The organism is Cellulomonas sp. P4_H4, from assembly GCF_056400865.1.
The window spans coordinates 467,421-480,830 of sequence record NZ_JBFUKL010000001.1 but is presented as its reverse complement, the minus strand read 5'-3'; the positions used below and the strand labels follow the sequence as shown (position 1 = coordinate 480,830).

Here is a 13,410-nt window from a genome sequence, read left to right as displayed (position 1 = left end):
AGCGCGCCTGATACATCCCGAGATGTCCGATGCTGTCGGCGACGCCTAGCGGGTCGGCACGGCCGGCAGCTCGATGGTGAAGGTCGTGCCCTCGCCCACCAGGCTCGAGATCGACAGCGTCCCGCCGTGCGCGTCGACCACGGCCTTCGTGATCGACAGGCCCAGACCGACGCCGGGGATCGCGCGTCGCGTCGCGGTGGAGGCCCGGAAGAACCGGGTGGTCAGCGACTCCAGCTCGTCGGGGGGGATCCCGATCCCGGTGTCGGCCACGGCGATCCGCGCACCGGATCCCTCCGGCGCGACCGACACCCGGATGGAGCCGCCCGGGGGCGTGAACTTGATCGCGTTGGACACGAGGTTGTCGAGGGCCTGCGCGAGCCGCACGGCGTCGGCGACGACCGGGGTCGGCTCGATCGAGGCCTCGAGCGTCACGTGGGCGCCCTCCGCCGCGGGCGTCGCGGACTCGATCGACGCGCGCGCCACGTCAGCGAGGTCGGCCGGCTGCGGCGTGATCGCGAACCGCCCGGCGTCCACCTGCGCGGACAGCAGCAGGTCACCGACGAGCCGCAGCTGACGGCGGGCGTTGCGGTCGATCACGGTGAGGTACTCACGCTGCTCGTCCGTGAGCGGGTCGGTGCCGTCCGTGAGCAGGTCCAGGTAGCCCAGCACCGACGTGAGCGGGGTGCGCAGCTCGTGGCTGACCAGGCTGACGAACTCGTCCTGCAGGCGCGCGGCCTCGCGTTCGGCGGTCACGTCGGTGGCGACCACGACGTACCCGGCCACCGAGCCGTCGGCCTCGTCGCGACGCGTCACCGCGAGCCGCACCGTGAGGGTCTCCCCGTCACGGCGCACGTACGTCCAGTCGCGCACCTCGGGCCGACCCGCGAGCGCCGCGGCGACCAGCGTGTCGAACATGACCTGCGGGTTGTCGATGCCCTCGGTGTCGTCGAAGAGCGACCGGCGGCGCGCGTCGATCTCGGACTGCAGGTGGAACGCCGTGAGCCGCACGTGCCCGACCATCTCGCCCTGCGAGTACCCGAGCAGCCGCTCGGCACCCGGGTTGAACACCTCGATGATCCCGTTGGCGTCGGTCGCGATGATCGCCTGCTCCGTCGCGGAGTCGATGACCGAGATGAGCTGGTCACGTGCCGCGCGGCGTGCATCGGCCACCCGGGCCAGCTCGACCGCGTCCGCGCGAGCCCGCGCGAGGAGCTCCCCCTGCTCCCTCTGCAGTCGCTCCAGCATCGCCGTCCGGGCTCGGAGACGGTCGGTGATCTCGTGGACCGACAGCCCGATGACGAGCGCGACGAGCGCGACGAAGATGCTGCGGACCGCGACGTTCCCCGTGACCGGCACGTCCGGGTCGAGGAGAGCCGGAGCGAAGATCGCCGCGGCCACCCCGACCGCGCCGATCACGACGCCGCGCCGTCCACGCTGCGACGCCAGTGCGGCGACGGGGAGGAACACCATCGTCGTGAAGAGCGAACCGGTCCCGCCGGTCCCGGCGCGCAGCACGCCGATTGCGACGATCTGCATGACCGGGAGCCAGTCCTGCGCGCTCTCGTTCCAGCGGCTCCAGGGCAGCAGCCGCGCGGCGAGGACCTGCCCGACGACCACGAGCCCGGCGATCGCGACGTAGCCGACGCGGACCACGGGGATCCACGGCGTCAGCAGCAGGAGCATCGCGACGGCGTACAGGCACAGGAACGGCAGCTGCCGTTCGAGGACCGACGCCTCCGGACCCACGAGCCTGTGCACGGTCGCGGTCCAGGGGGTCTGGTTCACGCGGTCGGTGGAGCGGCGGCCCGTCCCTGCCCGCGCGGTACCGAGGCGGCGGTCCCTCGTGAACCGTCGTTCGATGCCGTTCCACGGCAGCTCCGCGACCTGATGGTCCGGGTCAGGGGTCTCCGTCACCGGCGCGACCCTCCCGGCACCGTCGGGTCGGTGGGAGCACGCGTCATGAGAGCAGCCCGTGCAGGATCAGCATCACGACGGTGCACGCGGCGGCCACGAGGGTCACGGTGACCAGGAGCCGCCGCTCGGTCCGGCGGTTGCTGCGGATCTCGTCCCGCAGCGCCTCGTCGGTGAGCGTCGCCCAGTTCTCCTGCTCCTTGCTGTTCATCCCACTCATCCCACTCATCCCACCACCCGCTGCATTCATCCCACCACCCGCTGTACTCACCCCACCACCCGCTGTACTCACCCCACCACCCGCCCTGTCTTCACCGTCTTGTCCCACACCGCCGCCGCGCCCCTCCACTGCTTCACGTACGCGTCGAGGGTGATCGCGCACAGCACCGGGCCGAAGCCCGCCAGGTAGAGCAGGGGCAGCGCGAGGGGTCGGAGCAGCCTGGTGCGCTCGAGCTGCTTGACCAGCCACGCGAGGAGCATCGCGAGCACCGACCACGAGTAGAGCGTCAGGGTCCAGACCTCGCGACCCACGGGCGTCATCTCCCAGCCGAACAGCGCCGGCAGCCGCACCTCGAGCAGGTTCGGGAACCAGGCGGCGACCATGACGACGATCGCGCCGAGGCCCGGGAACAGGACTCCCTGGAGCCACGAACGCCTCGCGGTGTCGCGGTCCAGCAGCATCGTCGTGACCGTGATGAACACGTACGCGACGACCGCCACCCACCAGAGGCTCTCGAACGCGGCCGTCGCGGTGACCTCGGCGACGAAGTAGAGGCCGACGAGCCCGACGGCAGCCAGCACCATCGCCACGGGCAGCAGGTAGATGGCGAACCAGATGATGCCGAAGTCGAACCGGCCCAGGCCGTGCGCGCGTCGCGGACGGAACCAGATCCGACGGAAGGTCCGCGTGATCTGGACGTTGCCACGCGCCCAGCGCACGCGCTGCTTCCAGAGCGCCGTGACGGTGTCCGGCTCCTCCGCGAGCACGACCGCCGCGGGCTCGAAGACCACCCGGCGGCCCGCGAGCTGCGTCAGGAAGGTGGTGTACGTGTCCTCGGCGAGGGTGCTGGTGTCGACGTGACCGCCGACGGCCTCCAGGTTGGCGCGCGAGTGCAGCTGCGCGCCGCCGGCCAGGCACGCCATGGCGCCCATGACGTTCTGCGCGCGACGTGCGGCCGCCTGCGCGGTCACGTACTCGTAGCCGATGAAGCGCGCGACGGTGCCCGGGTGCCCGCTGCCCTCGCGGATGAACGCGGTGACGGCACCCACCTGCTCGTCGGCGAGGTGGCGGGTCATCCGTCGCAGCGAGTCCGGGCGGTAGATGACGTCGGCGTCCATGATCAGCAGCGCCTCCATCCAGTCGTCGTCGAGCGCCACGCGGATGCCGTGGTTGAGGGTGTGCGCCTTGCCCTGCCCACCCTGCTCGCGTCGCAGGTGCACGATCCGACCGTCGTACTGGGCCGCCTTGGCCCGCACGACGTCCGGGGTGTCGTCGGTGCTGGCATCGTCGACGACGAACACCCGGAGCCGGTCGGGCGGGTACTCCAGCCCCATCAGACGGTCGAGCGACGCACCCAGGACCGCACCCTCGTTCCACGCCGGGACGATCACGACGACCCGGGGCAGGTACGGCGCCGCTCGGGGCAGGTGGTTGCGGAACGCGTGGACCGGGATCAGGAGGTACTGGTAGAGCCCGGCGAGCACGGGGATGGCGCCGATGCCGACGAAGGCCACGAGGACGGCCACGAGCACGTCCCGGAACGGGCCCGTCACGGCGAGCGGACCCACTCGTAGGCGCCGACGTCCGCCGAGGTGTGCGCGTCGGTCGACGCCACCAGCAGGACTCCCGCGGCGCGCCACCGGTCGGCGACGCGCGAGCCCGGGCACTGCCACTTCTCGTTGACCTCGACCAGCGTGCCCGTGGCGATCGTGACGTCCCCGAGCGCATCGAGGAGCTGGTCAGGCACGTCGTCCTCGGTGAGCCCGATCTTCGGCAGCACCGAGAACGGGTGCGCGAGCTGCGCGGGCCCGACGTTCTGGATCGCGCGGATCGTCGCCGTGACCAGCATCTCGATCACGTCCGCCGGGGCGAGGCCGTCGACGATGCGCTCGAGGGTCGCGCGCGGGCTCCACGGGCCGTCCGGGCCGGGTAACTGGTGGTCGGCGAGCAGGATCCGGTCGGGGCCGCCCGGCTCGCCGACCGATGCGAGCAGCTCGGGCGGGGCGTCGACCGAGCCGTCGACGTCGAGGATCTTGGCCTCGACACCCGTCAGCACCGTGAGCCCCTCGATCCGCGGCAGCGCTCGCACTGCAGCGAGGAACTCCGGCACGTACGTCGTCGTGACGCGGACGTGGTCGACCATCCGGATCACGCGCAGGCGGGCACGGTCCGCGGCCGCGAGGTTCTCGGCGGGCGTGCTGAAGCCGTCGTCGGAGAACGTGGAGTGGACGTGGTGGTCCTCGTCCGGCGGCGGCACTCTCATCGCGGCAGCGCCCTCATCGCGGCGCCAGGATCTCGGCGACCGGCAGGAACACGTCCTCGAGGTAGCGCACGTTCGCGATCTCCTGGAAGTCGACGTGCGCCGGCAGCGGGCGTCCGAGCACCGCGTCGAGCGTGAGCGACGGCATGTCGACGCCCGCCGCGATCGTCAGGGGCATGGCGCCCGGGAAGCGTGGGTTGACCTCGAGCAGCCCGGGGACACCCGCCGCGTCGTACTTGAGCTGGACGTTGGCCACGGTGCTGAGCCCCACTGCTCGGGCGACGGCCGACGCGGTGTCGATGAGGGCGTCGTCGTGCACCGTCACCCCGGCCACGGCCACGCCCGAGTCGACGCGCAGGCGCGCACGCGGGACGGCGGCCACCACGTTCCCGTCCAGATCGGCCAGCACGTCCACCGAGAACTCGTCGCCCGGGAGCATCTCCTGGACGATCAGGTCCTCCTCGTCGTGCACCGCGTCGAGCTCGGCCTGCGAGTGCACGGTCCGCACGCCACGCGAGCCCGCACCGCGACGCGGCTTGACGATCACCGGGAAGTCCCAGCCGCTCGTGGCCTGCGGGGTCCCGAGCAGCTCGGTGCGGGGCACCCGGACGGTCCGTTCGCAGGCCCGGGCCAGGGCGAGCTTGTCGAGGCACGTCTCGAGGGTGCGCAGGGACGGCGACGCGAGGGCGGCGCCGAGGTCGTCGCGGACCGCGGCCAGGCGCGGGAGCTCGACGTCGACGGTCGGGAACACCACGTCGATGCGGTCGTCGCGGATGATCGCGCGGACCACGTCGACGAAGTCCGGTGCGCGCCCGGCCGGGACAAGACGTCGGTAGGGCGCATCGACGAGGTAGATCGCGCTCGCCCAGCGGTCCATGTCCGCCGCGAACACCTCGACGTCGCCACGGCGCAGCAAGGAGCGGATGACAGCGACTCCCGCGGGTCCGCCGGCGCCCGTCACGAGCACCCTCACGAGTGCGCTCCGTGCTCGTCGGCGGAGAGCTCGTCGCGCAGGTGCTCCTCGGCGACGACGAGGCCCACGCGCCCGCGCAGCATGGCGGCGGCCCGGATCGTCTCCAGCGGCTCCGCGAACGCCCCGGCCCCGAACCGCGACCAGTAGCGTGCGGTGGCGCGAACCAGCTCGGGGTCCATGTAGTCGCGGCCCGACTGCGAGGTGAACGCCTCCAGCATCCGCAGCTTGGTCTCGACGAAGCCGTCGACCGGCACGAAGCGCGTCGGCCGGAAGTCGATCGTCGAGGACGGGCTCTGGAAGCACGCGAGCGACGGGACACGGCGAGCGGCCACCTCGACGGCCTGCCGGACGGCGCGATGGTCCTGGTGCCGGTCGTGCTCCGTGTGCGTGTAGACGATGCTCGGCTGCACCTCGCGGATCGTCTCCTCGATCGTGGTGATGAGTCCGTCGGCCGGGTCGAGGCGGGTGTCCTCGAAGTCGTGCAGGTAGAGACGCGCACCGATGATCGCGGCCGACGCGAGCGCCTCGTGCCGGCGAGCCTGGATGTCGCCACCCATGGAGCCGCTCGACAGCGTCAGGATCACGACCGAGTCGCCCGCCGCCCGGTGCGACGCGAGCGTGGCACCGATGCCGATCTCGACGTCGTCGGGATGGGCTCCGACGGCGAGGACGACGTCTTGCGGGCCTTGCGCCGCGCGGCGTTGGCGGCCCTGTGCCGCGAGCGCGCCGATGCGCTCCAGGAGCGTCGCAGCCGCGACGGGCTTGACCAGGAACTCGTCCGCGTCGCGGCGCAGTGCGTCGACCGCGTAGTCCACGCTCGCGAACGCGGTCATGACCGCGACGGGCGTGCCCGACGAGCGCGAGCGCAGCTCGTCGAGAAGCTCGAGGCCGCTCATGCCGGGCATCTGGATGTCCGTGAGCACCACGTCGAACTGCGTCCGGGCGACCTCCGCCAGTGCCGACATCGGCTCGTGCACGACGGTGACGGCCATCCCGCCGCGACGCTCGAGGACCGTGCGCACGTACTGCGCGGTGTCCACGTCGTCCTCGACGACGAGGATCTTGTACTGATCGTCCGCCACGCTCCGTCGCCCTCCGTCGCCGGTCGATTGCTCACACGCTATAGGCACGCACCACGAGCCACCTGCCGGGGAATAGGCGCGGCGGGTCTCCTGTTGGAGCGGCATGTACATGCAAACGCATGAACATGTGGTCCACCTGTGAGGCGAGTTCAGATGCAGTTCGGGATCTTCACCGTCGGCGACGTCACCACCGATCCGACGACCGGCCGTACGCCGGACGACACGGAGCGGGTGCGCAACATGCTCACCGTCGCCCAGCACGCCGACGCCGCAGGCCTCGACGTGTTCGCGACCGGCGAGCACCACAACCCCCCGTTCGTCCCGTCGTCACCCACCACGATGCTCGGCTACCTCGCGGGTACGACGAAGAACATCATCCTGTCCACGGCGACCACCCTGATCACCACGAACGACCCCGTCCGTCTGGCCGAGGAGTACGCGATGCTCCAGGTCATCTCGAACGGTCGGATGGACCTCATGATGGGCCGCGGCAACACCGGCCCCGTGTACCCGTGGTTCGGCCAGGACATCCGCCAGGGCATCCCGCTGGCCATCGAGAACTACGCGCTGCTGCGCCGCCTCTGGGAAGAGGACGTGGTCGACTGGCAGGGCAAGTTCCGCGGTCCGCTGCAGGGCTTCACGTCCACCCCTCGCCCGCTCGACGGCGTCGCACCGTTCGTCTGGCACGGCTCGATCCGGTCCCCCGAGATCGCCGAGCAGGCCGCCTACTACGGTGACGGGTTCCTGCACAACGCGATCTTCTGGCCGCTGGAGCACGCCGCGCAGATGGTCAACTTCTACCGTCAGCGCTACGAGCACTACGGGCACGGGCAGGCCGACCAGGCGATCGTCGGCCTCGGCGGGCAGGTGTTCATGCGCAAGAACTCGCAGGACGCCGTCCGTGAGTTCCGGCCCTACTTCGACAACGCGCCCGTCTACGGGCACGGTCCGTCGATGGAGGACTTCGTGCGCGACACCCCGCTGACCGTGGGCAGCCCGCAGGAGGTCATCGACCGGTACGGGAAGTTCCGTGACCAGGTGGGCCACTACCAGCGTCAGATGTTCCTCATGGACCACGCGGGTCTCCCGCTGAAGACCGTGCTGGAGCAGATCGACATCCTCGCGACCGAGGTCGTCCCGGTGCTCCGCGCCGAGGCCGAGTCGGCCCGTCCCGCCCACGTGCCGGCCGATCCGCCGTCGCACGCCGCACGGGTGGCCGCGGCGCGTGCTGCGGGTACCGTGCACGAGCAGGTCGTTGCCGAGGACACCTTCACGGGCCTCCGGGCCGAGGACTCGCTGCAGTCATGAACTCTGCTTATCTCACAGACCGTTCCGGGAAGGCACGCACAATGAACGACCGCTCGATCGTCGTCATCTCGGCGGGGCTCTCCCAGCCCTCGTCGACGCGTCTGCTGGCCGACCGCCTCGCCGACGCCACCGTCACCGAGCTCGCCGCCCGAGGGGTCACGGCGCACGTCGAGTACGTCGAGCTCCGCGACATCGCCCACGAGGTCGTCAACATGACCCTCACGAGCTTCGCGTCCGGCCCGCTCACCGACGTGATCGAGAAGGTCACCGCGGCCGACGGCGTCATCGCCGTCACGCCGATCTTCTCGGCCTCCTACTCCGGGCTGTTCAAGTCGTTCGTCGACATCCTCGACAAGGACGCTCTCGTCGGACGTCCCGTGCTCGTCGGTGCGACCGGCGGTACCGGGCGACACTCGCTCGCCCTCGAGTACGCGCTGCGGCCACTGTTTGCCTACCTGCGCGCCGATGTCGCCGGCACGGCCGTGTTCGCGGCCACCGACGACTGGGCGGACGGTGGCGGCGACGACGTGAACCCGCTCCCCGCCCGCATCCGCCGGGCCGGCCGCGAGCTGGCCGAGATGGTCGCCGACCGCGAGCCGTCCGCGGCCGTCGGGCTGTACGACGCGGTGCCGTCCTTCGAGCAGATGTTCGGCGGGACGTCGTAGCTCGCTCGGCGGGCCGGTCGAGCGCCAGCGCACAACGAGGGCGGGGAGCCGTGGCTTCCCGCCCTCGTCGTTTGGCTGCCCGTGCACCCGGGCCGGTCGTGCCCCGGCCGTGCACAGGCGACTTCGGGGGACTCGATCTCTCTGTGCGTGTCCGGCTACTGCGGCCCGAGCGTGAACGCCGTGCCGGTCGCTCCCGGCTCGACGTCGAGGCGCTGGTCAGCCAGCGTCACGGACGCCTCCGGGTCCACGTACACGCGACTCGTACCGTCCGTCACCACATCATCACCCGGGAGCGGCTCGGGCACGAGCGCAAGCTCGAAGCCCCCCGCCTCCTGCTGGGCGATGCGCAGGCCCCCGGTCTCGTCGGGAAGACCCGCCTTGCTCGTCAGGGTGTGGACTGTCGTGCGTGCGCTGTCGGTCAGGGTGAGCACGTGGCTCTCCTTCCATGGACGACTTCTGGCACCTCCACCGTCCCCACGACCGGCCGACGACCGCAACCCGGGGTCCGCTGGGCGAGACCTCACCGGTCCAACGGTCGCGAGCCCGCCTGAACGGCTCTACCCTCCGCACCATGCCCCTGCCGATGTGGGTGACGCGAGTGAACCTGCGGGTGGCGAACCCCGTGATCGGCATGCTCTCGGACGACCTGCCGCCCCTCGCGACGCTGCACCACGTGGGCCGAACGAGCGGCCGCCGGTTCCGCACGCCGATCATGGCGTTCCCGTCGCCGGACCACCGTCGGATCACCATCGCCCTCACCTACGGCCCGCAGGTGCAGTGGCTGCGCAACATCGAGGCCGGTCGACCCGCCCGGCTCGTGCGCCGTCGCCGGGTGCTCGCCCTGTCCGATCCCGTGCGTCTGCACGGCGCCGAGGGCGCCCGGTCGGTACCGCGCTGGACACGTCTCGCGCTGCGCGCGCTGGGCACCGACGAGTTCGTGTCGCTGCAGGCCGACGATCCGTACCATCGGCGCTAGGAGGTGGCGAGATGCCGCGCACGGGCTATCCGGCGACGACCGTCGAGGAGTACCTCACCGCCGTCCCCGCGCCCGCGGGCGCCGCACTCCGCGTGGTGCTGGACCGGCTCGTCGCGGTCGTGCCCGAGGCCGGGCAGACCATCTCCTACCAGGTGCCGACGGTCACTTACCGCGGCAAGCCCTTGATGGCGCTGTCGGTCGCCGCGTCGCACTGCAGCCTGCATCTCATGAGCCCACCGCTGGCGCGCTCGCTCGCCGGGACGCTGCCCGAGGGGCGGCTGTCGGGCGCCACCCTGCACTTCCCGGCCGACGCGCCGCTCGGCGAGGAGACGGTCCGGCGGATCGCCCTCCTGCGGATGGCCGAGGTCGACGCGCGACTCGACGCTCGATGACAGAGAGCCCGTCGTCGCCGGCACCTCCGCCGTCGTCGGCCGTCCCGGAGGCGTCCGTGCCCGCGACGTCCCCACCTGCACCCTTCGTGCCCATCGCCTCCGTTCCCCGGCCCTCCGTACCCGCCACCTCCTCCGCGCCGCACGGCGTGCACATGGGCGGGCGGTGGCGCCGAGCCATGCGAGCACTCACCGAGCCGCCACCGCCCGGCGTCATCGAGGAGCCCGGCGAGCTGCCGACCGTCCCCGCCGACCTCGTCCCGCTGCTCCGCGAGCTCGGAGGTGCGCTGCTCTCGTCGGGCCAGTCGGTCATGGACACCGAGCAGCAGATCGGCGACATCGCGCAGGCGTACGGCGCCGACCAGGTGCGCACCCTCGTCCTGCCGACCGGTGTGTTCATCCACATCGAGACGGCGCACGGGCCTGAGAGCGACTTCACCGGTCCCGACACCGAGCAGACCCTTCCCCTGCACCAGATCGGCGCCGTCGACCGGCTGGTCCGCGAGCTGTCGACCGGTTCGGCGGACCTCGCCGAGTCGCGCGTCCGGCTACGGCAGATCCTCGCGACGCCACCCCACTACGGGCCGCTCGCCGTGGTGCTCGGGCACGCGTTGCTGACCGTCGGCTTCGGGCTGATCCTCTACCCCGCGATCAACGCTCTGCCGGTCTACGCCGTGATGGGCGCGCTCGTCGGCGTCCTGCGCCTGCTCGCCGACCGGTGGCCGACCTTGTCCACCGCCCTCCCCGTCGTCGCGGCCTTCCTGGTCAGCCTCGCGACGATCACGATCGTCGCGCCGGCCCTCGACACCGACCCCATCCGCCTGCTCGCTCCGCCCCTGGTCAGCTTCCTGCCCGGTGCCGTGCTGACCGTGGCCGCCATGGAGCTCACCAGCAACCAGGTCATCGCGGGCGCGTCGCGACTCGTCTACGGGATCGCCCAGCTGATGCTGCTCGCGTTCGGGGTGGTCGCCGCCGTCACCGTCGCGGGACCGTTCTCCACCGAGAGCACCTCTCCCCTGCTCGGGTCCTGGGCCGCATGGGTCGGGGTCCTGTTCGTCGCGGTCGGGCACCGGTACTTCTCGTCGCCGCCCCGCGGGTCGTTCTGGTGGCTTCTGCTCGCCCTCTACGCCGCCTTCGCCGCCCAGACCATCGGCCTGCTCCTGCTCTCGCCGCAGCTCTCGGGGTTCGTCGGCGGGCTCGTCCTCGTGCCTGTCTCGCAGGCCATCCAGCGTGCGCGCACCGGTCCGCCCGCGATCGTGACGATGCTGCCCGCGTTCTGGCTCCTCCTGCCCGGAGCCCTCGGGTTCCGCGGCGTGTCCGAGCTGGCGACCGGCGTCGACGCCGGGGTCACCGACGTCATCGACACCGTGCTCGCGCTCTTCTCCATCGCGCTCGGCGTCATCGTCGGGACGGCGCTGACCCGCGACGCCCGACGCGTGGGCCGCGCCGTCGTCCGGGCAGTGACCCCGCCGGCGTAGTGCCGGCGACGTGCGTCGACGCCTGTTGCGTGTCGCGTCGCGCCTCGAAGCGCATGTCGCGGCGATGCGCGACTGGGCGATGCGCGTGACGTAGCGATGCGCGTGCCGTAGCGCCACGTTGAGCGTGGCGTGGCGTAGCGGCTTCGAAGCGCGTGGCGCGTGGCCCGTGGCCTTGCGGCTTGATGCGTGCTGGGAGCCCACTCACCGCAACCTCAGACCGACCCCCGGCGGTCGTCCACGATTCCCGACGACACGGTCGTTCCCGCCCACAGCCCCGTGTCCGTGCACCCTCCGTCTCCTAGACCGTCCCCCGGCGGTCGTCCACGATTCCCGACGACACGGTCGTTCCCGCCCACAGCCCCGTGTCCGTGCACCCTTCCGCGCAGTGCATGCCGCACGTCGGGCACACCCACAGGGTGTGATGACGATCCACCGTGCAGCCACAGGTGACGAACCGTTCCGACGGCCTGCCTGGCCCGCTCGTGGTCCACCGGTGCCCGGCCGGGCACCCCGCGGGCGGCACCCGCACCCACCCTCGTGACGTCCGTTGCCACTTCGACCAGTCGATCTCCCGGACCATCGCGCCAGTCCGTTCTCGCGTTCGCGCGCACTTGTCCACAGATGTTCCGGCGGGCGGTCGCGTGTCAGAGGTCAATCGTACACTTGTTCGAATGACGGAGTTCGGCCAGTCGGTCGACCGATCCGTTCGGCGAGACACAGGAGGTGCCCATGGATGGCGTCAACGCTTCGCCATTGTCCGTCGCGGTGTCGGCGTCGTTGCCGTCATCCCCCGCGTCCGGTGCGTCGTGGGTCGAGCTGGCAGGGCTGCTCAACGGTGTCGATCTGGCCGGGTTGCTCGCGCGCGTTGATCTTGCGGCGTTGTCGGGCGCTGAGGTCATCGAGGTCGTGCAGAGGCTCGAGCAGCTCATCCGTGCCGCACAAGCGGCTCAAGCGGTCGCCGTCGCGGACCTGGAGCGGCGTCGGCCCGAGCACCCGAGCCCGGTACCTGACGAGCTCGCGTGCGCACTCGTCACCACCCGTCGGTCCGCGGAGATGCTGTTCGTGCGCGCGTCCCTGGCCACCTCACGCCCAGCGGTACTCGCGGCGTGGGCCGGCGGCCTGCTGGATGCGCGCAAGGTCGATCTGCTGCTCAACGAAGCCCTCGCTGCCGCTCCAGCAGATCAGGCCGCCGTGATTGAGGTAGGGATCGAGGCGGCGTCGCGGATGACCGGGCCCCAGCTCGCCCGGCACGTGCGAGCTGCGGTTCTGGCCATCAATCCCGCCGCGGCGGACGAACGCCACCTGGTCGCTCGGGAGGACCGGTCGGTGTCGCTGACCCCTGCCGTGGACGGGATGGCATGGCTGTCGGCGTACCTGCCCGCCCCCGACGCCGTGATGGCGTTCACGGTGATCGACGCGTTGGCAGGAACCACAAAGGTCGACGGTGACGACCGGTCGGTGGACCAACGGCGTGCGGACGCACTCAGCGACGTGTTCACCGGGATCCTGCACCGGCAGGCAACCCCAGACGGAGAGCCGTTGCCGCGCCGTCACGGACAAGCCGTCACCGTCGGGGTCACCGTCGCCGCCACCACCCTGGCCGGCGTGGACGAGAACCCCGGGTTCTTGGACTCCCACGGCCCGATCCCCGCCCAGCTCGCCCGCGAGCTCGCCCAGGACGGGAGCTGGCGACGCCTGCTCACCGACCCGGCCACCGGGCTGGTGCGCGAAACGGGCACGGTGGTCTACAAGCCTGGAGCGGACCTGACTCGCACGGTCATCGCCCGGGACGTGACCTGCACCTTTCCGGGGTGTCGCGCACCGGCGATCCGCTGCGACCTGGACCACATCGTCCCGTTCACCTCGGACCGACCCGCCCATGAGCAGACCTGCGAGGCGAACCTTCACGCCCTGTGCCGCCATCACCATCAGGCGAAGACGAAGAAGCGGTGGAAGGTGCACCGCGACCCGACCACCGGGGTGACGTCCTGGACGAGCGAACACGGCATCACCTACTACCGAGACCCCGTGCCGATCCTTCTCGCGCCCTCAGCGCTGACCGCTCACCCTGGCGCCAACCCGCACGGCGGCGGTGCCACGTTCGACCACCCACCACCCTTCTAGATGGGTCTCCCGACGAGGCGTGTC

13 protein-coding genes are annotated in these 13,410 nt (G+C 71.4%); 6 read left to right on the top strand and 7 right to left on the bottom strand.

Translation table 11 applies throughout. From position 1 onward, the window contains the following. Positions 1-45: 45 nt before the first annotated feature. The 6 genes from AC1DPN_RS02445 to AC1DPN_RS02420 all read right to left on the bottom strand — a co-directional run bounded on the left by AC1DPN_RS02445 (position 46) and on the right by AC1DPN_RS02420 (position 6,446). Positions 46-1,914 carry a sensor histidine kinase gene (locus AC1DPN_RS02445; RefSeq protein ID WP_477083128.1) on the bottom strand — a complete coding sequence of 623 codons (1,869 nt, stop codon included), beginning with the start codon at positions 1,912-1,914 and terminating at the stop codon, positions 46-48. A 43-nt stretch (positions 1,915-1,957) separates the two neighbouring features. Then, positions 1,958-2,122, bottom strand: a complete 165-nt coding sequence (locus AC1DPN_RS02440) for a hypothetical protein (RefSeq protein WP_477083127.1) — start codon at positions 2,120-2,122, stop codon at positions 1,958-1,960. Between the two features lie 77 nt (positions 2,123-2,199). After that, positions 2,200-3,684 (bottom strand): glycosyltransferase family 2 protein, encoded by a 1,485-nt coding sequence (locus tag AC1DPN_RS02435; RefSeq protein ID WP_477083126.1) that lies wholly within the window; start codon positions 3,682-3,684, stop codon positions 2,200-2,202. Beyond that, positions 3,681-4,394, bottom strand: coding sequence for a histidinol-phosphatase (locus tag AC1DPN_RS02430; protein ID WP_477083125.1), 714 nt, complete (start codon positions 4,392-4,394; stop codon positions 3,681-3,683). The genes AC1DPN_RS02435 and AC1DPN_RS02430 overlap by 4 nt, the downstream gene beginning before the upstream one ends. 13 nt (positions 4,395-4,407) lie before the next feature. Continuing rightward, complete coding sequence (locus AC1DPN_RS02425) at positions 4,408-5,364, bottom strand: ATP-grasp domain-containing protein (protein WP_477083124.1); 957 nt, start codon at positions 5,362-5,364, stop codon at positions 4,408-4,410. Then, complete coding sequence (locus tag AC1DPN_RS02420; RefSeq protein WP_477083123.1) at positions 5,361-6,446, bottom strand: PIG-L deacetylase family protein; 1,086 nt, start codon at positions 6,444-6,446, stop codon at positions 5,361-5,363. Before AC1DPN_RS02420 ends, AC1DPN_RS02425 begins: the two co-directional genes overlap by 4 nt. 153 nt (positions 6,447-6,599) lie before the next feature. Here AC1DPN_RS02420 and AC1DPN_RS02415 point away from each other — a divergent pair, with 153 nt between their 5' ends. Beyond that, on the top strand, positions 6,600-7,754 hold the full coding sequence (locus AC1DPN_RS02415; RefSeq protein ID WP_477083122.1) for an LLM class flavin-dependent oxidoreductase: 1,155 nt from the start codon (positions 6,600-6,602) through the stop codon (positions 7,752-7,754). Between the two features lie 41 nt (positions 7,755-7,795). Further along, entirely contained in the window at positions 7,796-8,419 is a 624-nt protein-coding gene (locus tag AC1DPN_RS02410; RefSeq protein ID WP_477083121.1) for a CE1759 family FMN reductase, read from the top strand. Between the two features lie 155 nt (positions 8,420-8,574). Here AC1DPN_RS02410 and AC1DPN_RS02405 read toward each other — a convergent pair whose 3' ends face one another. Next, positions 8,575-8,850, bottom strand: a complete 276-nt coding sequence (locus AC1DPN_RS02405; RefSeq protein WP_477083120.1) for an adhesin — start codon at positions 8,848-8,850, stop codon at positions 8,575-8,577. A gap of 140 nt (positions 8,851-8,990) precedes the next feature. Between AC1DPN_RS02405 and AC1DPN_RS02400 the strand changes: the two genes are divergently transcribed. From AC1DPN_RS02400 to AC1DPN_RS02385, 4 genes are all read left to right on the top strand, one after another. Continuing rightward, entirely contained in the window at positions 8,991-9,395 is a 405-nt protein-coding gene (locus AC1DPN_RS02400) for a PNPOx family protein (protein WP_477083119.1), read from the top strand. A gap of 11 nt (positions 9,396-9,406) precedes the next feature. Further along, the gene (locus AC1DPN_RS02395; RefSeq protein WP_477083118.1) at positions 9,407-9,787 is read left to right on the top strand and encodes an iron chaperone; all 381 of its coding nucleotides are present in this window, start codon (positions 9,407-9,409) and stop codon (positions 9,785-9,787) included. Between the two features lie 176 nt (positions 9,788-9,963). Then, positions 9,964-11,262 (top strand): threonine/serine exporter family protein, encoded by a 1,299-nt coding sequence (locus tag AC1DPN_RS02390; protein WP_477083117.1) that lies wholly within the window; start codon positions 9,964-9,966, stop codon positions 11,260-11,262. 729 nt (positions 11,263-11,991) lie between these two features. Continuing rightward, positions 11,992-13,386, top strand: a complete 1,395-nt coding sequence (locus tag AC1DPN_RS02385; protein ID WP_477083116.1) for an HNH endonuclease signature motif containing protein — start codon at positions 11,992-11,994, stop codon at positions 13,384-13,386. Positions 13,387-13,410 lie beyond the last annotated feature (24 nt).